Annotated in this window: 17 protein-coding genes; 7 read left to right on the forward strand and 10 right to left on the reverse strand. The window is 64.8% G+C overall.

The features are described 5' to 3' along the window. Nucleotides 1–142: 142 nt before the first annotated feature. Nucleotides 143–1318 (reverse strand): trans-sulfuration enzyme family protein, encoded by a 1176-nt coding sequence (locus IRZ56_RS19025; RefSeq protein ID WP_196146354.1) that lies wholly within the window; start codon nucleotides 1316–1318, stop codon nucleotides 143–145. Between the two features lie 156 nt (nucleotides 1319–1474). Here IRZ56_RS19025 and IRZ56_RS19030 point away from each other — a divergent pair, with 156 nt between their 5' ends. After that, a complete protein-coding gene (locus tag IRZ56_RS19030) occupies nucleotides 1475–1933 on the forward strand; it encodes an Lrp/AsnC family transcriptional regulator (protein ID WP_196146355.1) in 459 nt (152 codons plus the stop codon). Between the two features lie 118 nt (nucleotides 1934–2051). Here IRZ56_RS19030 and IRZ56_RS19035 read toward each other — a convergent pair whose 3' ends face one another. Continuing rightward, the gene (locus tag IRZ56_RS19035; RefSeq protein WP_196146356.1) at nucleotides 2052–4376 is read right to left on the reverse strand and encodes an FdhF/YdeP family oxidoreductase; all 2325 of its coding nucleotides are present in this window, start codon (nucleotides 4374–4376) and stop codon (nucleotides 2052–2054) included. A 279-nt stretch (nucleotides 4377–4655) separates the two neighbouring features. Here IRZ56_RS19035 and moaA point away from each other — a divergent pair, with 279 nt between their 5' ends. Next, on the forward strand, nucleotides 4656–5660 hold the full coding sequence (gene moaA / locus IRZ56_RS19040; RefSeq protein ID WP_196146371.1) for a GTP 3',8-cyclase MoaA: 1005 nt from the start codon (nucleotides 4656–4658) through the stop codon (nucleotides 5658–5660). A gap of 19 nt (nucleotides 5661–5679) precedes the next feature. Then, a complete protein-coding gene (locus IRZ56_RS19045; protein WP_196146357.1) occupies nucleotides 5680–6579 on the forward strand; it encodes a bestrophin family protein in 900 nt (299 codons plus the stop codon). Between the two features lie 91 nt (nucleotides 6580–6670). Here IRZ56_RS19045 and moaB read toward each other — a convergent pair whose 3' ends face one another. Beyond that, complete coding sequence (gene moaB / locus IRZ56_RS19050; RefSeq protein ID WP_196146358.1) at nucleotides 6671–7210, reverse strand: molybdenum cofactor biosynthesis protein B; 540 nt, start codon at nucleotides 7208–7210, stop codon at nucleotides 6671–6673. Nucleotides 7211–7390: 180 nt separating this feature from the next. Here moaB and IRZ56_RS19055 point away from each other — a divergent pair, with 180 nt between their 5' ends. Further along, nucleotides 7391–8281, forward strand: a complete 891-nt coding sequence (locus tag IRZ56_RS19055; protein ID WP_196146359.1) for a LysR family transcriptional regulator — start codon at nucleotides 7391–7393, stop codon at nucleotides 8279–8281. Between the two features lie 103 nt (nucleotides 8282–8384). Here IRZ56_RS19055 and IRZ56_RS19060 read toward each other — a convergent pair whose 3' ends face one another. After that, the gene (locus IRZ56_RS19060) at nucleotides 8385–9707 is read right to left on the reverse strand and encodes an APC family permease (RefSeq protein ID WP_196146360.1); all 1323 of its coding nucleotides are present in this window, start codon (nucleotides 9705–9707) and stop codon (nucleotides 8385–8387) included. Between the two features lie 200 nt (nucleotides 9708–9907). Continuing rightward, on the reverse strand, nucleotides 9908–10735 hold the full coding sequence (locus IRZ56_RS19065) for a helix-turn-helix domain-containing protein (RefSeq protein WP_196146361.1): 828 nt from the start codon (nucleotides 10733–10735) through the stop codon (nucleotides 9908–9910). A gap of 121 nt (nucleotides 10736–10856) precedes the next feature. Here IRZ56_RS19065 and IRZ56_RS19070 point away from each other — a divergent pair, with 121 nt between their 5' ends. Beyond that, entirely contained in the window at nucleotides 10857–11672 is an 816-nt protein-coding gene (locus IRZ56_RS19070; protein ID WP_196146362.1) for a carbon-nitrogen hydrolase family protein, read from the forward strand. Between the two features lie 119 nt (nucleotides 11673–11791). Here the strand turns inward: IRZ56_RS19070 and IRZ56_RS19075 are convergent, their stop codons facing one another. The 3 genes from IRZ56_RS19075 to IRZ56_RS19085 all read right to left on the reverse strand — a co-directional run bounded on the left by IRZ56_RS19075 (nucleotide 11792) and on the right by IRZ56_RS19085 (nucleotide 15338). Further along, complete coding sequence (locus IRZ56_RS19075; protein ID WP_196146363.1) at nucleotides 11792–13126, reverse strand: MFS transporter; 1335 nt, start codon at nucleotides 13124–13126, stop codon at nucleotides 11792–11794. 58 nt (nucleotides 13127–13184) lie between these two features. Next, the gene (locus IRZ56_RS19080; protein ID WP_196146364.1) at nucleotides 13185–14255 is read right to left on the reverse strand and encodes a C45 family autoproteolytic acyltransferase/hydolase; all 1071 of its coding nucleotides are present in this window, start codon (nucleotides 14253–14255) and stop codon (nucleotides 13185–13187) included. A 153-nt stretch (nucleotides 14256–14408) separates the two neighbouring features. Next, nucleotides 14409–15338 carry a LysR family transcriptional regulator gene (locus IRZ56_RS19085; protein ID WP_196146365.1) on the reverse strand — a complete coding sequence of 310 codons (930 nt, stop codon included), beginning with the start codon at nucleotides 15336–15338 and terminating at the stop codon, nucleotides 14409–14411. A 244-nt stretch (nucleotides 15339–15582) separates the two neighbouring features. Here IRZ56_RS19085 and IRZ56_RS19090 point away from each other — a divergent pair, with 244 nt between their 5' ends. After that, nucleotides 15583–17304: an amidohydrolase gene (locus IRZ56_RS19090; protein WP_196146366.1), complete on the forward strand. Its 1722-nt coding sequence runs from the start codon at nucleotides 15583–15585 to the stop codon at nucleotides 17302–17304. Between the two features lie 160 nt (nucleotides 17305–17464). Then, on the forward strand, nucleotides 17465–18190 hold the full coding sequence (locus tag IRZ56_RS19095; RefSeq protein WP_196146367.1) for a TorF family putative porin: 726 nt from the start codon (nucleotides 17465–17467) through the stop codon (nucleotides 18188–18190). Between the two features lie 72 nt (nucleotides 18191–18262). On the opposite strand, the gene IRZ56_RS19100 is transcribed toward IRZ56_RS19095, so the two are convergent. Beyond that, nucleotides 18263–18874, reverse strand: coding sequence for a helix-turn-helix transcriptional regulator (locus IRZ56_RS19100; RefSeq protein ID WP_196146368.1), 612 nt, complete (start codon nucleotides 18872–18874; stop codon nucleotides 18263–18265). Nucleotides 18875–18890: 16 nt separating this feature from the next. Then, entirely contained in the window at nucleotides 18891–19523 is a 633-nt protein-coding gene (locus tag IRZ56_RS19105) for a hypothetical protein (RefSeq protein WP_196146369.1), read from the reverse strand. Between the last annotated feature and the right edge of the window lie 206 nt (nucleotides 19524–19729).

Consider the following 19729-nt stretch of genomic DNA (forward strand, 5'->3'; position numbering starts at 1 on the left):
CAGCTTCTTGGGGGGCAGCCCATCCTGTGGGAGATTACCCAGCCCTTCGGGCTGCGCTGTCGCGCAGAGAACAAGCGGCTAGCGCCGCCCTTGTGGGAGCGGCGGTGCGGCGGTCCGACTTGTCCCGCGATGCCTTCTACGCTCAGGCCGAAGCCTTGAGCGCGGTGTCCAGGTCCTCGATCAGGTCGCGGTAGTCCTCGATCCCGACCGACAGGCGCAGCAGGTTCTCGCTGATGCCCATCTGCCCCTTCTGCTCCGGGCTCAGGGAATTGTGCGACATGCTCCAGGAGTGGTTGATCATGCTCTCCACCCCGCCCAGCGAGTCGGCCAGCACGAAGATCGACAGCGCTTCCACCAGGCGGTTGACTGCTGCCCGGTCGCCCTTGATCTTCATCGCCACCACCGCCCCGCCGGTGCGCATCTGGCGCTTGGACAGCGCGTGCTGCGGGTGGCTTTCAAGTTCCGGGTAGTACACCTGCTCGACCTGTGGGTGCCCCTCCAGGAAGCGCGCCACGTGCAGGGCGTTGGCGCACTGGCGCTCCATGCGCACGTCCAGGGTCTTGAGCCCACGCAGGGCCAGGTAGCAGTCGAACGGCCCCTGGATGGCACCGACGGCCATGCTGATCCGGCGCAGGCGCTTGAGCAGCTCTTCGTTGGCGGCTACCACCACACCACCGATCAGGTCGGAGTGGCCGCCGATGTACTTGCTCGCCGAGTGCATCACCAGGTCCACGCCGAGGGTGATCGGCTGCTGGTTCCAAGGCGAGCAGAAGGTGTTGTCGATGCAGGTGAGGATACCGCGCGCACGGGCCAGCTTGCACACCGCCTCGATGTCCACCAGGTGCAGCAACGGATTGGTCGGCGACTCGATCCAGATCAGCTGGGTCTCGGGGCGGATGGCCGCGGCCACGGCATCCAGGTCGTTGAGGTCGACATAGGTGGTGCTCAGGCCCGAGGTGCGGCTGCGGTAGTCTTCCATCAGGCGGAAGGTGCCGCCGTAGACCCCGTTCATCACCACCACGTGGGCATCCTTGGACAACAACTCGAGCACGGTCGCCGTGGCGCCCACGCCCGAGGCGGTGGCTACTGCGCCTGCGCCTTCCTCGAGGGCGGCGACACAGGTTTCGTAGGCATGCCGGGTCGGGTTGCTGACCCGGCTGTAGGCGTATTCGGGGTTGTCGTCCAGGCCGCGCTTGATGAACGAGCTGGTGGTGACGATGGCCGGAAAGATGGCGTTGTCGGCGACGCTGGACTGCTCGCCGGCGTGGATGGTACGGGTGGCGAAATTGCGCGGCTTGTCGGACATGGTCGGGTCCATTGACTCTGCTGAGGTTGGAAAGCGCCACTATCGCATATCCGGCGGGGCGGCGCCGAATGGGAATGAACCTGTCGCATTCCCTTGCTGGCTATTTTTTTCGTTCCCCAAGCGCGCTAATCTCGAGAAACTTTTCCTCACGCCAGCCAGCCACTCAATATGGACAGTTTCGATCAGCACATCCTCACCCTGCTCCAGCGCGACGCCTCCATCTCGCTCAAGGACCTGGCCGAAGCCGTCAACCTGTCTACCACGCCCTGCTGGAAACGGGTCAAGCGCCTGGAGGACGAAGGCTATATCCGGGGGCGTGTCGCCCTGCTCGACCCCGAGCGCCTGGGCCTGGGCCTGACCGTGTTCGTCCAGCTCAAGACCCAACGCCACGACAGCGCCTGGCTGGAGCAATTCGCCCGGGTGGTGACGGGGTTCGAGGAAGTGATGGAGGTGTACCGCATGTCCGGCGACTGGGACTACATGCTACGGGTGGTGGTGGGCGATATCGCGGCGTACGACCGGTTCTACAAGAAACTCATCACCAGCACCGACGGGCTGTCGAACATCACTTCGAGCTTTGCCATGGAGCAGATGAAGTACACCACGGCGTACCCGGTGCATCGGTGAATGTCGGGGCCGTTGCGGCCTGATCGCCGGCAAGCCAGCTCCCACAGGTACGACGTTAGCGCTGTCCAGGTGGGAGCCGGCTTGCCGGCGATTGGGCTGCGCAGCAGCCTCCAATGGATCAGGCCACGCTCGCCTCGATCCGGTTCCCGGCCCTCGCCTTCTCCAGCTTGATGGCCACGAACTTCGAGGTCGGTGTATAGGTGCCCTCGCCATAGCTCTCCAGCGGCACCAGCGGGTTGGTCTCCGGGTAGTAGGCCGCCGCCTGGCCTTCAGGCAGGTCATAGGGCACCAGGCGGAAGCCCGACACCCGCCGCTCGCGGCCGTCCTCCCAGAGCGACACCATGTCCACGTGCTCGCCAGGCTCGAAGCCCAGGCGGCGGATGTCCGCCTCGTTGACGAACACCACTTCACGCAGGCCGAATACACCCCGATAGCGGTCATCCAGGCCATACAACGTGGTGTTGTACTGATCGTGCGAACGCAGGGTCTGCAGGATCAGGTCCGGGTTGTCGCCTCGAGCCAGTACCTGGGCATTGACCAGTTGCCGGGGCAACTGGCTGGCGGTGAAGCGCGCTTTGCCGGTCGCCGTGCGCCATTGGCGTTCGGATGCCGTGTTGCCCAGGTGGAAGCCGCCGGGGTGCTGCAGGCGCTCGTTGAAATTGCTGAAGCCCGGGATCACCTCGGCGATCATGTCGCGGATGCGGCTGTAGTCCGCGACGGCATATTCCCAGTCGATCGGCCGGTCGCCCAAAGTGGCCTTGGCGATGCCCGCGATGATCGCAGGTTCCGAACGCAGGTGCGGCGAACGGGGTTTGAGCTGGCCGTGGGAGATATGCACCATGCTGAAGGTATCCTCCACGGTGACGCCCTGGGGCCCTTCGGCCTGCAGGTCGATCTCGGTACGGCCCAGGCACGGCAGGATCAACGCATCGCCACCGGTGACCAGGTGCGAGCGGTTGAGCTTGGTGGAGATCTGCACGGTCAGCGAACAGTTGCGCATCGCCGCGTGGGTACGCGGGGTGTCCGGCGTAGCCTGGGCGAAGTTGCCCCCCAGGCCGATGAACACCTTGGCCCGGCCCTCTTCCATGGCCTTGATCGCCAGCACCGCGTTATGCCCATGCTCGCGCGGCACCTTGAAGTGGAAGCGTTCTTCCAAGGCATCGAGCAGCCTGGCCGGGGGCTTCTCGTCGATGCCCATGGTGCGGTCGCCCTGCACGTTGCTGTGGCCACGCACCGGCGACAGGCCCGCGCCGGGCTTGCCGACGTTGCCGCGCAACAATTGCAGATTGACGATTTCCTGCACCGTCGCTACCGAATGGCGGTGCTGGGTCACGCCCATGGCCCAGCACATGATCACCCGCTCGGCCTTGCGGTACATGCGCGCGGCCAGCTCGATCTCGGCCAGGCTCAGGCCCGACTGCTCGACGATATGGTCCCAGGACGTAGCATCCACCGCAGCCAGGTAGGCGTCGACGCCATCGGTGTGTTCGGCGATGAAGGCATGGTCGAACACCGCCGGCTCGCCTTTGGCCTGGGCTTCGCGCTCCCACAGCAGGAGGAACTTGGCAATGCCGCGCATCGCCGCCATGTCGCCGCCCAAGGCCGGGCGGAAGTAGGCGGTGTTGGTGGGCTCGGAGCCGTTGCTGAGCATCTCGAAGGGGTGCTGCGGATGCTGGAAACGTTCCAGCCCGCGCTCCTTGAGCGGGTTGAAGCACACCACCTGGGCGCCCCGCTTGACCGCCTCGCGCAGCGGTTCGAGCATGCGCGGGTGGTTGGTGCCCGGGTTCTGGCCGATGACGAAGATCGCGTCGGCCAGTTCCAGGTCATGATAGACGACCGTGCCCTTGCCTACACCCAGGGTACTGGCCATGCCCACGCCACTGGCTTCGTGGCACATGTTCGAGCAATCGGGGAAATTGTTGGTGCCATAGGCGCGCACGAACAACTGGTAGAGAAACGCCGCCTCGTTGCTGGCCCGGCCAGATGTATAGAATTCGGCCTGGTCCGGCGATTCCAGGGCGTTGAGGTGCCGGCCGATCAGGGCGAAGGCTTCGTCCCAGGAGGTTTCCACATAGTGGTCGGTAGCGGCGTCGTAGCGCATCGGGTGAGTCAGCCGGCCCTGGTACTCGAGCCAGTAATCGGTCTGGGCAGCCAGGGCGCTGACGCTGTACTTGGCGAAGAACGCCGGGTCCACCGAGCGGCCGGTGGCCTCCCAGTTGACGGCCTTGGCGCCGTTTTCGCAAAACTTGACCATGTCGCTCTCGGGCGATTCGCCCCAAGCGCAGCCGGGGCAGTCGAAGCCGCCGTTCTGGTTGGTCTTGAGCATGGCCCGCAGGTTCTTGAAGGCATTGTCGCTGCCCAGCCAGCTCTTGGTCACGCTCTTGAGTGCGCCCCAGCCGGCGGCCGGTCCTTTGTAGTCCCTGATATGTTCGTCTTGGCTCATGCGATGGATCCTCACGCTCTTGAAAAAGCACCGGCTGGTCAGGTCCGGTGTTTTTCCAGCCTATGGACCCCGGCCCAGAGCCGTCCAATCGAAATACCTTAAAGCGTGATAAGCCCTCTCGATCACGGCCCTCAGCCCTTGTAGGCCGTGGCCTGCAGCCGTGATAGACACGGCTGATCGAACAGTCAGGGAAAGCAATTTGACGAGGGTGCCTGCAGGTTATAGCTTGGAGGTTGCCTGCGGCGACGCGCCGCCTCACCCAACACCCAGAGCATGAACGTGGAAGAGAACACCCAGGCACTGATCGACGGCTTCAATCGACGCATCGACTACCTGCGGATGTCGGTCACCGACCGCTGCGACTTCCGTTGCGTCTATTGCATGGCCGAGGACATGCAGTTCCTCCCGCGCCAGCAGATCCTCAGCCTCGAGGAGCTGTACCAGGTGGCCGAGCGCTTCGTCGCCCTGGGTACCCGCAAGATTCGCCTGACCGGCGGCGAGCCGCTGGTACGCCAGGGCATCGTCGAGCTGTGCGGGCGTATCGCCGCCCTGCCCGGCCTGCGCGAGCTGTGTCTGACCAGCAATGGCTCGCAACTGGGTCGCCTGGCCCAGCCGCTGTTCGACGCCGGCGTGTCGCGCCTGAACATCAGCCTCGACAGCCTCGATGCCGAACGCTTCCGCAGCCTGACCCGCACCGGCGACCTGCACCAGGTCATCGCCGGCATCGACGCCGCACGCCGCGCGGGTTTTCGGCGCACCAAGCTCAATTGCGTGGTGCTCAAGGGCCGCAACGATCACGAAATCGTCGACCTGGTGCGCTTCGCCGTCGAGCGCGAACTGGATATCTCGTTCATTGAGGAAATGCCGCTGGGCGTGATCGACGAGCACGAGCGCGGCGAGTCGTACTGTTCCAGCGACGAAGTGCGCGCGCGCATCGCCGAGCACTTCACCCTGGTGGAGTCGGCCGAATCGTCCCAGGGGCCGGCGCGCTACTGGCGGGTCGCCGAGGCACCGCAGACCCGAGTCGGCTTCATCTCGCCGCACAGCCACAACTTCTGCGCCACCTGCAACCGCGTGCGCCTGACCGTCGAAGGCCGCCTGCTGCTGTGCCTTGGCAACGAGCATTCGATGGACCTGAAACAGGTCATGCGCGCCCACCCCGGCGATGCTGAACGCCTGGAAAAGGCCATCCGCGACGCCATGCATCTGAAGCCCTACCGCCATCACTTCGAGGTCGGTGGCGAGGTGCAGATCCTGCGCTTCATGAACATGACCGGCGGCTGACTGCCGCCTCTGGACCACCATGATCGTCCATCCCCGCCCCGACGTGCTGCGCGTGCTCTTCACCCTCAAGGGCTCGATCGTCAAGCGCATCGCCCTGCGCTGCCTGATGGTCACCCTGTTGGCCGCCCTGATCGTGCTGATCGAGCACCACTACCCGGCATTCTTCTACCCGGTCAGCGCCACGCCCTTCACCCTGCTGGGCCTGTCGCTGTCGATCTTCATGAGCTTTCGCAACACTGTCTGCTATGACCGCTGGTGGGAGGGCCGCAAGGCGTGGGGGCGGATGATCATCGAGACACGCTCGTTCATCCGCGAAAGCCAGGCGATCGCCGACCAGCGCCTGCGCGCCGAACTGCTGCGTGGCCTGTGCGGCTTCGCCCATGCGCTCAACGCCCGTCTGCGCAACGAAGACGAACTGGCCGCCGCTCGGCCTTGGCTGGCCGAGGGCACGCTCATCAGCCCACACAACACCTGCGACGGCATCCTGCGCCAGGTTGGCGAGCACTGCTCGCGCCTGGCCGAGCGCCAGTTGATCAGCGAATGGCGCTACACCCTGCTCGAACAACGCCTGGTGGGGCTGACGGAAGTCCAGGCCACCTGCGAACGGATCAAGGGCACACCGTTACCGTTCCCGTATACCTTGCTGCTGCACCGCACCAGCTACATTTTCTGCGTGCTGCTGCCGTTCGCCCTGGCCGAGCCCCTGGGCTGGCTGGCGCCGATCTTCACCACCATCATCAGCTACACCTTCTTCGGCCTGGACGCCATCGGCAACGAGCTGGAAGACCCGTTCGGCCGCGATGAGAACGACCTGCCCACCGACGCCATGGTGCGCACCCTCGAGCGCGACGTGCTGTCGGCGCTGGGGCACGAGCCGCTGCCGCCGGCGCTGGGGCCGGTGGATCATGTGTTGAGTTGAGTGTGCCGGGGCTGCCATGCAGCCCTTTCGCGGCACAAGGCCGCTCCTACAGGACTGTGTGAGCGGCCTTGTGCCGCGAAAGGGGCGTAATCTACCCCCGGCTTTCACACAGCCCCACCGCCTTCAGGTGCGGCACGAAATTGCATGGCCGATGCCGCGCATCGAGCTGTTCCACCAGAATCCCCTCCCAAGCCGTGCGGCAGGCGCCGGTCGAGCCCGGCAGGCAGCAGACCAAGGTGCCGTTGGCCAACCCGGCCAAGGCCCGGCTCTGCACCGTCGAGGTGCCGATATCGAGGATCGACAGCGCCCGGAACAGCTCGCCAAAGCCATCGATGCGCTTGTCCAACAGGCACTCCACCGCCTCGGGTGTGCTGTCTCGCCCGGTGAACCCAGTGCCACCGGTGATCAACACCACCTGCACCTGTTCATCGGCGATCCACTGGGCGACCTGGGCGCGGATCTTGTAAAGGTCATCCTTGAGCAGCGCCCGTGCCACCAGACGGTGACCGACTTCCACCGAGCGCGTCGCCAGCAGCTCGCCCGAGGTGTCGTTGTCGACGGTGCGGGTATCGCTGACGGTCAGCACGGCGATATTGAGCGGTACGAACACCGCGTCCGGTTTCACACTCACCTTGGGGTTCCTCTCGAAAGGGCATTGTCATGCCACGCTAGGGCCAAGGCCGGGCGGCGTCCAATCGATATGGCGTACCACGCCATCAACCGCCTCTATCAGCACAGCGACACAAAACGAATGGCCAGCTACGGCAGACTTGGTTAAGGTCAGCCCATCTCGCTTCCACCAGGCCGTACCATGGACATCAAGCAGCTCAAGTTCCTCATCGCCCTCGACCAGACCCGTCACTTCGGCCAAGCCGCGGCGCTGTGCCATATCACCCAGCCGACCTTGTCCATGCGCCTGCGCAACCTGGAGGATGAACTGGACCTGGTGCTGGTCAAGCGTGGCCAACGTTTCGAAGGGTTTACCGAAGCCGGTGAACGCATCCTGGCCTGGGCGCGCACCTTGCTCGCCGCCCACGATGGGCTGCAGGCCGAGGCGGCCAGTTGCCGTGGCCAGGTGGTCGGCAGCCTGCGCCTGGGCACCGTGCCGCTGGCGAGCTTCAACCCCATGCAATTGTTGCTGCCATTGCGCGAGAAGTTTCCGGAGCTGCATTTTCAACTCAGTTCACTGAGCTCCGAGCAGATCATCGATGGGCTGAGCCGCAACCAGCTGGACCTTGGTATCTGCTACTTGGACCAGGTCAATGCCAGCTTCTTCGAAGTGATCGAACTGGGTACCACCACCATGGGCCTGCTGCACGACACCCGCTACTTCGAGTTCGACACGCCCGAGCTGCGCTGGGAAGCCTTGGCCAACCTGCCCCTAGGCTTGCTGAGCAAGGGCATGCACTACCGCCAGTCGCTGGACCTGAGCCTGCGCAGCCGTGGCCTGGAACCGGCTGCGGTGCTGGAAAGCGACTCCACCTTCCAACTGATCCAGGCCATCAATACCGGCATGTGCTGCGCCGTCATGCCATTGGATTGTGGGCTGGAGGACCTGTCCGACCACATGCGTATCCTGCCGATCGTCGATGCCAGCATCCACAGCCCGGTGGGGCTACTGTTGCGCCGCAGCGAGCCACGTTCGGCGATTGCCGAGCAATGTTTCGCCGAAGCCAAGGCGTTGTTTGCCGAACAACCTTAAGGAGCGACCGGTGCTCCGCGTTGTCTGCTTTTGCTCCCACAGGTACAGCGGTATCACTGAGAACACCAAAAACCGGAGGGAGCGGCTCCTGTTCCTTTTGATATCAGGGCTCGACTTCGATCAACCCAGGCACAGGCTTGCGAAACCCCGCCGTCAGGTACATCAGGTATAGCCCACCGCACCCCAGCCAGGCCACTCCTACCAAGATCACCGCAGTGCTCAACAGCGACAGCAGGTAGAGGTTCACCCCAATGGCCAACAGCGGAAGCACCACGAACCCTCGCGCACTCAAGCGCTGCTTGCGCCGTTCGCGCAGGTAGTAGCCGATCACGCAGGCGTTGACCGCGGCAAAAGCCAGGAAGGCGCCAAAGTTGATCAGCGATGCGCCCGAACTGACATCCGCGGCAATGCCGATCACCCCCAGGCCGGCAATCAGCAGCAGGTTGAACACCGGCGCCTGGCCCTTGCCCTGCAAGCGGGCGAAGTAGCGCCGAGGCAGCACGTCCTCGCGGCCCATGAAGTACAGCAAGCGGCTGGCGCTGACCTGCACCGCCAGGCATGAGGCAAAGCCACCGATGATGCCACCGAGGTTGATGAAGTCGGCGAAGAACTGCCCCCCCACGGTAATCGACATCGAGTACGTAGCGGTTTCCGGATCAGCGAACAGCCCACTGGGGTGGCTCAATTGCATGATGTAGGCCACCGCCGTGAACAACAGGCCGCCCAGGCTGATCACCAGGATCACCGCACGCGGGATGTCGCGCTGCGGCCGCTCGGCTTCCTCGGCAAGCGTGGTCACCGCGTCGAACCCCAGCAAGGAGTAGGCCGCGATTGCGGCGGCGACGGTCAGCCCGGCGAAGCTGCTGTCGACGTTCCACACCGCCTGGGTGAAACCAACCTGCGGCTGGCCCGCCAGGTACTTCAGGCAATAGCCCACGAACAACAGCACCAGCGTCACGCTCAAGGCGGTGAGCAGTTTGTTCAAGCGGTCGGTCAGGGCCATGCCACTGACGTTCACGGCGGTGGTGAGCCCGATGTTGATCAGCAGCCAGCCCCACGTGGGGATCATCGGGAACTGGGCGTTGAGGAACACCGACTGCAACAGCCAGGCCACCATCGGCGTGAACAGGTACGCCAGCAACACCGCCCAGCCGACGAAGAACCCGCAGCCAGGGCCCAGCAGGCGCTTGGCGTAGTAATAGGCCGAGCCTGAGACCGGAAACAACCGCGAGAGCTTGGCGTAGCTGAGCGCCGAAAGCAGCATCGCGCCGGTGGCCAGCAAAAAGGCCGTAGGCGCGATGCCCTGGCTGCTTTCGGAAATCACTCCGAAGATCACCATCACCAGGCTCGGGCACATGTAGGCCAGACCAAAGACCACCAGTGAGGTGAGCGACAGTTTAACGGGCGTGGAGGTCGGGTCAGGCATCGCCGGCCTCCCCGCCAACAGGCATGCGGCCATGGGCCTGGCCAAAAATCGAATGGGCCATCGGTCATCCTCTCTTGTATTCTTGTCGGAGGCTGAGGAAGGGCTTGTGGTGCGTGGGCACCGCAAGCATGGGCTGCGCGCAAGAACGCCAGCCGCTCCAGTATGCGGATCCGTGCGCCGATTCCTATAACGTCGAATGATTAACCCTGGGGGTATCGCCGGGTCGCGTGCAGACTGCCTAGGTCTTCACCGGCCAGGAACAACAGCGAGAACAGCTCACTCTGGGAATTCACGTCTAGCTTGCGGTACACGTTGCGCCGATGAACCTTCACCGTCTCGGCCGAGAGCTTGAGCTTGGCCGCCGCCTCCTTGTTGGAGTGCCCGGACAAAATCAGCCGTACCACGTCCAGCTCCCGCGCGGTGAGCACCGACTCCAGCTGCCGGCGCGCCTCGTCGCGGCCATGGGCGTAGTCCAGTACCGGTTTCGCCGGCGCCCGCTCCGGCAGGCCCTCGAAGTGCAGGCGCTGACGCATCAGGCCGATCAGCCAGGGTCGCACCAGCTCCAGCAGGGCAAGCTGTTCGGCCGTGAAGCGCCGGCAACCGCCCAGCGACAGGCACAGTGTGCGTCCCTCGCCCAAGGCCACGTTGAACTGCACCTCGTCGGCGACCACGTTATGGGTGAAGTACAGGCGATAGTAGTCGGTCTGCTGGAAGTGCTCCGGGGCGATATCGGCCAGGCGCACTAGCGCGGTCACGGGATGCTCCCGGCTGTTGATGTAGAACGGGTCCAGCAGGTAAAGGCCCTTGGCGTACTCGCTCACCAACGGGTCGACGCCGTCGCTGCCGTAGGGGCTTTGGTCGAAGATCTGCGGTTTGTCGTGGCTGAACAGCAAGGCGACCCAGGAGTCCACCTCGACGAAGTCGCCCAGCAACGTGGTCAACGTGCGCCAGAAACTGGGCCGGTCAAGGTGCTCGATGCATTGGCCTATGCCCTGATGCCACGAAAGATCCTGCAGACTCAGGCCCATGCCTACCCCCGGGTTAATCACTCGGCGTGATTGTTTTAACAGTCGTTGTTTTCATACTTGCATCACCCTTTGCAAAAGTCACCCGACCCATACCGGTCGGACACAACAAGATGGATGGCCCATGAAGATCGAAGTGGTACAAACGACGACACGCGACGGCGACACGCCCTACAACCTCAAGTGCATCCTGGAGGCGATTGCCCAGTGTGCGCCGGATACCGACATCGTGCTGTTCCCTGAGTCGCACCTGACCGGTTTCCTCACCCAGGAAGACGTGGGCATGCTGTCCGAAGACATCAATGGCGAGGCCGTGCAGACCGTGCTCGAAGCGGCGCGTCGGCACAACGTGGCGGTGGTACTGGGGCTTTATGAAAATGCCAACGGCACCTTCTACAACACCACGCTGTTCATCGCCCCCGAGGGTATCCTGCTCACCTACCGCAAGACCCACCTGTGGGTGCCGGAGCATGGCATCGTGGTGCCGGGCGATCGCTTCGCGACCGTGCAATGGCGGGGTGTGCGCATCGGCCTGCTGATCTGCTACGACAGCGAATTCCCCGAGACCGCGCGGGCGCTGGCGGCACTCGATGCACAGGTGGTACTGATCACCGACGGCCTGGCCGAGCCCGAAGACAACGTGCACCGCGTATCGGTGATGGCCCGGGCGATGGAGAACCAGATCTTCGCGGTGGTATCCAACCGCGTGGGCAAGGGGCCGGACGGTTGCGTGTTCATCGGCAACAGCCTGGGGGTCGACCCCTTTGGCAGGACGTTGTTCGAGGCAGGCCGTGGCGAGTCTCGCCATACCGTGACCCTGGACCTGTCGCTGATCGGCAAGGCTCGCGCCTTCCACGACTACCGCGCCAACCAGCGTATCGCCCTGCCGGGCGAGCGCGTCGAGCATGCCAATGGGCTGCGTGAGCTGATCATCGGCTAAAAAGCCCGGGGCCGCCATGCGGCCCTTTCGCAGGCTCCCACAGGGCCAGCGCCAAACTCAACCACTGCACCGGTTTTGTTGGGGGCTTGCCCCGCGATAGCGTCAGCCCAGGCGATACATCAGTGTCGGGCGAGCACAGCCTCCCCGGCCACGCCTGCCGGCTCTTGATCAATCTGCGCCATGCTCAAGCGCGACGTTTCGCGCAACATCAGCGAACACACCGCCACCAACGCCAAGGCGCCGGCCCCGTACAGCGCCACGCCCAGCGGGTCATGATCGGTGAGGATCAGGATCGCCGTGGCGATACTCGAGGCCGTGCCGCCGCCCAGCGCCGCACCGATCTGGTAGCTGGCCGAAATCCCCGAGTAACGCATGCTGCGCGGGAACTGCTCGCCGAGGAACGCCGGAATCGGCCCCTGGGTCGCCCCCATCAGCAGGCCGGTCAGGCTGTAGGCGAACAGGGCGATAGGGAAGCTCTGCATGCCCACCAGGGCGAAGAAGGCGAACAGCCCCAGGGCCATGACCCATGCACCGAACACCATCACCGTGCGCCGGCCCAGGCGATCGGACAGGTGGCCGAACAAAGGTGCCGACAGCACGATGGCGATCGACAGGGTCAGGTCGAACATCAGCGCCTGGGTGCTGCCGTAGCCCACCTGGGTGGCGTAGGTCAGGAAGAATGTGCTGCCGATGTAGGCGATCGTGCAGTAGCCGAAGGCGATGCCGGTGCACAGCAACAGTTGCCGCGGCCGCTGGCGCAGCGCCTCGGCCAGGGGGGCACGGACCGGCTTGGCTGCAGGTGTCACCAATGGCGCCGGGGCCTTGAGGCGGGCATACAGGCCGATCAGCACCAAGGTGCCGCCGAGCCAGAACGGAATGCGCCAGGCGAAGTCCACCAAGTTGTCGTCGAACGTTGCGCTGACGATGGCGAACACCGCGGCGCCAAGGATGCCGCCGACGCCGATGCCCATGCTCGTGAAGCTGCCCCACAACCCTCGCCTGCCCGGCGGTGCCGACTCGATGCCGAACAGCGCGGCCCCGCCCCACTCGCCGCCGGCGGCGAAGCCCTGGATCAGGCGCAGCAGCACCAGCAGGACCGGCGCTGTCGCACCGATGCTGGCGTGGCTGGGCAGGCAGCCGATGAGGAAGGTACTCAGGCCCATCAGCAGCAAGGTCGCCACCAGCACCTTCTGCCGGCCGATGCGGTCACCGAAATGGCCAAAGACCAGCCCGCCCAAAGGACGGGCAAAAAAGCCGGCACCGAAGGCACTGAAGGCCACCAGGGTCGCGGTCAGGTGGTCCATCTGCGGGAAGAACACCTGGGGAAACACCAGCGCCGCCGCCGTGCCATAGATGATGAAGTCATAGAACTCCAGCGCAGTGCCCAAGCCGGAGACGCAGAAGGTCCGCAGCGCAGACCGGGTTGACGCAGGGTGGGAATGTTCCGCATGCATTGTTGTTGTTCTCGTTTTGCGGGTGCCGCCCCATGGCAGGCAGCGGCACCGGGTTGGCTCAGAAACGTTCGAAGCCGGCCTTGGCCAGTTGCAGCGGCGTGCCCGCCACGTAGTCCAGGAAGCAGTGCTCGGTGTCGATACCGACGCTGAGCAGCGTTTCCCAACGTTCGGTGTCAGGCATGGCCATGTCCGGGTGGAAGCAGATCGGTGCGCTGTCGCCATCGGCGCCGCACATGGCCTCGGCGCGGGCGCGCAGGTCGCTGCTGCCCATCTGGCCGATCACCTGTTCCAGATGGCCCAGGCGACATTGGGTGTCGGCCCGGTCGGCCACGTGCTCGCCCACGCTCAGCTGTGGGTCGAGGAAATGGTTGGTGTGCAGCAGCCAGCCGTCCTCGCGAGGCAGCACCAGCGCGGTGCGTTCGGGGCTCAGCTCGATGCTCACCGCGCGCGGGCTGCAGTCCTCGCGGGAGAACACGGTCAGCACGGTCGAGGCGCTGACCCGCGCCGAACGCGCCAGCTCCACGGCTTCCTCGACACTGCTCGCATCTTCCAGCAGGCGACGGGCGATGGCATGCACCGGCACCCCGCCGCTGTCGTTGTCGCTGGTGTGGTGCAGGATATTGAAGTGCAGGCCCAGGCCTGCGCTGTTCACGCCCAGCTTGGCCAGCATGCCGAATTCGCAGAACAACTTGACCTGCATACCGCGCTCGGTATGCAGGCCCAGCATCAGGCCATGGGGGCAGAGGCTGTCGTGCCAGTCCCAAGTCTGCAGGGTCTGCGGCGCACGCGGGCCGCGAGGTGCATGCACGGTGGTGGAGCATTCGCTGTGGCGGGTGCGAGCGGCCAGCACCTCGGTGCGTGCGTTCAGGCTCGCCAGTTGCCACAGCGGCAAGCCCGTACCACTGGCCATGCCGATCACTTCCGCCGCCAGGTTCGGGCTCCAGGCTTCCAGGGCGGCCAGGCTGTTCTCGCCGATACGCTGCGCCTCGCGCAGCGACACGCCGACCCGGGGGAAGAAATCCAGGTACAGCTGGGTGGTCTGGCGGATCTGCTCGGCGAAACGTTCGCCGATCTGGCGACCGCGCTCGGCGGGGTTGCGGATGTCGGTGACGAGAGTGTGGATCTTCACTGCGGGGGAACTCCTGGTACAGCGAGCTCAAGGCATCGTTGCTGTTTGGGAAAGAGTGGAATGCCTGCTCAGGCGACCACCCTTAGCCTAGCGAGCCATCCCCGGCGGATCATCGTCATACCCCGCACAACTTTTGTGCCCAGGTGGAAAAACTCAGCGCCGAGCGACCGCCTCCAGGCCCTGCCCCCGCAGGTGCTCGTGCAGCAAGGCGATGAAGGCCTGCACCTTGCGCGTGTTGCGCCGGTGCGGCAGGTACAGCACATGCACCCAAGGCCCGAACGCGCTCAAGGCCCGCCAGTAGCCAGGCAGCACTTCCACCAGTTGCCCCTTGGCCAGGTAAGGCGCGGCGCACCAGGTGGGCACGAACTGCAGGCCCTGGCCGTCGAGCAGGCAGGCCAGGAGGAAATCGAAGTTGTCGCTGATCAGCTTGGGCGTGGGCTGACGCACGCGCAGGGTCTGGCCGTCCTGCTCGATCCACCAGTAGCTGCGGTTGAGCAGCGGATGGCGCAGCAGCAACCAGTCGTGCTGGGCGTAGTTCTCCAGGGTGATCGAGTCGCCGCGCCGGGCCAGGTAGTCGGGGCTGGCACAGAGGATCACGCGGTTCTCGATCAGCGGCTGGGCGATCAGTTCAGGCTGGTCGGTGGGGCCGTCGCGCAGCGACAGGTCGTAGCCGCCGTCGATCAGGTCTTCATTGGCGTCGTTGAGGTTCACCTCCAGGCGCACCTGCGGGTGTTCGCGCATGAATCGGCAGCACACTTGGTTGAGAAACGCCGGGCCGAACGACGGCGGCGCGGTGATGCGCAGGGTACCCCGCAGCTCGTGCTGCAACTGTTCCACTTCTTCGGTCACCCGTTGCAGGTGCATCAATGCCTGGCGCGCGCCTTCCAGGTACAGGGTGCCTGCTTCGGTGAGCGCCATGCGCCGGGTGGTGCGCTCGAACAAGCGCACACCCAATTCGGTTTCCAAGTGGGCGACGGCCTTGGTGATGGCCGAGGGGGTCTTGCCCAACTGCTCGGCGGCACGGCTGAAACTGCCGTGCTCGGCGGCGGCGACGAAGATGGTCAGGGCCGTCATTTTGTCCATGGTTTCTTCCTGTTCGGCACAAGCGAGGCAATGCGAAGGCGCGGCGAGTATCCGCGCCTTTTCATCAAGCCGGCAAATACCGCGCAATTTGAATAGGCACCGGCATGCCCAGGCTTTGCACCATGGCAATCATAGGCAACGGATTATTTCCCCAACGCGAAAAAAGTTGTGCCTGCCTTCGCATTTAATCGCGCGTGTGCCTTGGCTAGGCTGCGGCCCCATCACAACAAGAACGAGGCATCGAATGAAGCAGCTCCTGAAGATGGCGATCAGCGCGGGCCTGGCCTGCACCGCCCTGCCGGGCTTCGCGGCGGTCGACCTGATCCTGCACAACGCCAAGGTCTACACCGCCGAGCCAGGCCAGCCGTTGCAGCAGGCTGTGGCGGTCGAGGGCGAGAAGATCGTCGCGGTGGGTTCCGACCAGGCTGTGCTGCGCCTGAAGGCCAGTGGGACGCAGGTGATCGACCTGGGCGGCAAGGTGCTGATGCCGGGCATGCTCGACTCCCACTCCCATGCGATCAAAGGCGGCCTGCAGCTGGAGCTGGCCAACCTGGCCGGCGAGCAGCTCCCCCTCGACGAGCTGGAGCAGCGCCTACGTCAGTGGCGCCAGGACGGTAAGGCCGTGCGTGGCGAATTCCTTTCCGTCGGTGGCGTGCCGGGTACCTACTGGGACGACATCCCAGCCCTGGAACAACGCTTCAACCACGGCGAGTGGGCCAAGCAGCCGATCCTCTTCGCGGCCAACGACATGCACACCGGCTGGGCCAACCAGGCCATGCTCGAACGCGCCGGGATCGACGCCAAGACCATCGCCGCGCTGCCCGCCGAGGCGCGCAACACCATCGGCCAGCACCAGGACGGTACCCCGAACGGGTTTCTCGCCGACGCCAGCTACTACCCGGTGACCGACCTGCTGCCGCCGCTGAGCCACGACACCCTGATGACCGCCGGGCGCATGGCCCTGGACTACAACAAGCAGCTGGGCATCACCGGCTGGATGGACCCGCTGGCCAATGAGCTGCCAGGCGCCGACGTGAAGAACGATTCTCTGGGCGTGCTACCGGTCTACAAGGACCTTTCCGAGCGCGGCGAGTTGACTGCCCACGTCGCCGCCCTGCTGATGGCCGACGCCAAGGCGCGCCCTGCCGACTTGGACGAGCTGGACAAGGTGCGCCAGCAGTTCCTCGGTGTGCACAACCTCACCCTGCCGGGCATCAAGGTGTTCGCCGATGGCGTTGCCGAGGCCCCGGCACAGACCGCGGCGATGCTCGAGCCTTACAAGAACTCCGGGCAGAACGGCGAGCTGCTGCTGGACCCGAAACACTTCGGCGAGCTGGTCAGCGCCGCCGATGCCCGCGGCTGGCTGGTGCACGTGCATGCCATCGGCGACCGCGCCGTGCGCGAGGCGCTCAATGGCGTGGAACAGGCCCGACGTGAGCGCCACAGCGGCATCCCCCACTCCATCACCCACCTGCAGATGGTCAACCCGAAGGAATATGCTCGTTTCAAAGGTCTGGACGTGATCGCTTCGATGCAGCTGTACTGGGCCAGCGCCGACGAAAACAACCTCGACCTGGTCAAGCCGTACGTGGATGCCATGGCCTTCATGCATACCTTCCCGGCCCGTTCGCTGCTGAAGAACGGCGCGACCATCGCCGGCGCCAGCGATTGGCCGATCACCACGCCGGCGCCGTGGAAGGCGATCTACCAGGCGGTCAGCCGCAAGGGCCCCAAGGGCGTGCTCAATGCCGACGAGGCCATCGACCGCGAAACCATGTTCCAGGCCTACACCCTCAATGCTGCACGGGCCATGCGCCTGGAACACCAGATCGGTTCGCTCAAGGCAGGCAAGCAGGCGGACATGATCGTTCTCGACCGCGACGTGCTCACCGTCGAGCCCGAAGCGCTGCGAGACACCCAGGTGCTGCAGACCTGGTTTGCCGGCAAGCAGATCTACGCGCGCTGATCGCTTCGCGGCCCCTGTGGGAGATCACCCATCCCACCGGGCCGCGCTGTCGCACAAAGAACAAGCGGCTAGCGCAGCCTCCCCTTGTGGGAGCGGGCTTGCCCCGCGATAGCGCCCGCCCTGCCATACACCACACAAAAACAATAACGGAACCCCTCGAATGCGCCCACGCACCTTCATCGCAGGCAGCCTGCTCGTCTGCACCCCGTTCGCCCACGCCATCGACCTCAACGACGCCTTCAGCCTCGAAGCCAAGGTCGGGATCTTCAGCGACTACCGCACTCGCGGTATCTCCCAGACCCAGAACGACCCGGCCCTGCAAGGCTCGCTGACCCTGGCCCACACCAGCGGCCTGTACGCCGGGGTCTGGAGCTCCAACGTCGACTTCGGCTTCGGCAGCCGTACCCGCCAGGAACTGGACTACTACGCGGGCTATTTCTGGCAGATCAGCGACGATGTCACCCTCGACACCTCGTACATCAAGTACGTCTACCCACGCCAGGGCAACTTCAACTACGGCGAATACCATGCCGAACTGCGAGCCTGGGGTGTGCTGCTGGGCGGCAACTACTCGGATGACTTCAACGGCGACCAGTCGATGCTCTACAGCTATGTCGGCTATGGCACTCTGCTGCCCCACGACATCGGCCTGGAGGTGCGCTACGGGCGCAACGACTACAAAGACCCGAGCTGGTTCGCCAACGACGGCAGCAGCCGCAACGCCTACCACGAATGGGAGGTGGAGCTGAGCCGCACGATGCTGTCGCTGGACTGGTCGCTCAGCTACATCGACACCGACCTGTCCCAGGCCGAGTGCGCCAGCTACCTGGGCTTCAAGGACGTCTGCTCGGCCACGGTGGTGGCCTCGGTCAGCAAAGGTTTCTAGCGCTTGTAAAGCCCATCGCGGGGCCCTTGTGGGAGCGGGCTCGTCCCGCGATGGGCTGCACAGCGGCCCCCGTTACCTGGCTTTGAGCGAAAACCGACACACCGCCCCGCCACGCAGCATGCATTCCTGGTGCACCGCCTCCCCCCCGCCCAACGCCCCGATCAACGCCAGATCCAGCTCGCACACCACCGGGTGGGCCTTGGCCAGGTGATGGAACACGCAGTTGTGGGCCACGATCTCAGGCTCCCCGGACGAACGAAAGAACACCTGCGCTTCGTAGCCGGCATTGTTCATGTGCTCGACAATGCGCGCCTCGTCGACCACCTCATGTTCCATGCCCTCGGCCATCTTGCGCCCCAGGTTGCGCATCAGCGCCAACAGCGCGTCCTGGCCGATCAGCCCGGCGACTTCATCGATCAGCAGGTTGGCCAACAGCGGGTACTGCCGCGGAAAAAGCTCCCGCGCATGGTCGGTGAGCTGGTGCAGTTGCTCCGGGCGCCGCCCGGTGGGCCGGGTGGCGCCGCGTTTGACCAGGCCGTCGCGCTCCAACGCCGCCAGGTGCTGGCGCACCGCGGTGCGGGTGACCGCCAGGGCCTGCGACAGTTCGTCGATACTCATGCCGTCGGGCCGGTAGAGCAACGCGTTGAGCAGGTCCTGCTGGGTACGGCCCAGGCCTTCGAGCATGGGTGTGGCTCCTCGTTCAGAACTTGTCCGGGAACTGCTTGAGCAGCGCCCCGGCCAAGGCATCGGCCAACGCCTGCATGTGCTGGCGCATCATCTGCCAGGTCTGCGCCTCGCCGGCATAGTCACCAGCGGCGAACTGGTCGATCTGCGACAGGTGATGCCCACCATGGGCGGTGAGCATCGACAGCAGGGTCTGCTCCGGCAGATAGGGGTTGGCCTTGGCCAGGAAGGCCGACAACGCCTTGGCATTGCTCGACAGCTCGTTGACGGCCGTTTGCTTGCCGGCCTTGTCCTTGGCCACGGTCGCATCGCTGTAGTGTTTCACGGCGCCCCAGTGCCCGGCCAGCAGCTTGAGCAACTGGTCGGCAGCAGGCTGGCCGTACAGCGGGGCGATGCTGTTGGCGATGGTAGTGGCATTGTCGACCACCTGTTTGGCGGCCACATCGGCTTGCTTGTGGTTGCCCGCCTGGTTGGCCATGGCGTAGTTCCTGACCCAGAACACATGCTCGACCCACAGGTCGCGTAGGGCCAGGCGCGTGGTCAGCGCTGCGGAGTCGGTGGTGGGGGAAGCAGCGGGGGCAGAGGTTTGGCTCCAGGCTGGCTGGGCACACAGGGCGAGCAGCAGCAAGGCGGCGATCTTGAGATTCATGGCAGCACCCTCGGATGGGATCGGACTGACAAGAATAATTTAAGCATCAAAATATGTTTTTATTGACCCGCCATGGGAATTCCGATCAGCGGTCTCAAACAATTGCTTCCCTTCTCCTGTAGGAGCGGCCTTGTGCCGCGATCGGCTGCGCAGCGGCCGCAAACCCGGCATATCACCGCCCGCCGGGTATAACGGGCTGCCAGGAT

It is taken from the genome of Pseudomonas guariconensis (genome assembly GCF_015680235.1).
Classification (GTDB): Bacteria; Pseudomonadota; Gammaproteobacteria; order Pseudomonadales; family Pseudomonadaceae; genus Aquipseudomonas; species Aquipseudomonas guariconensis_A.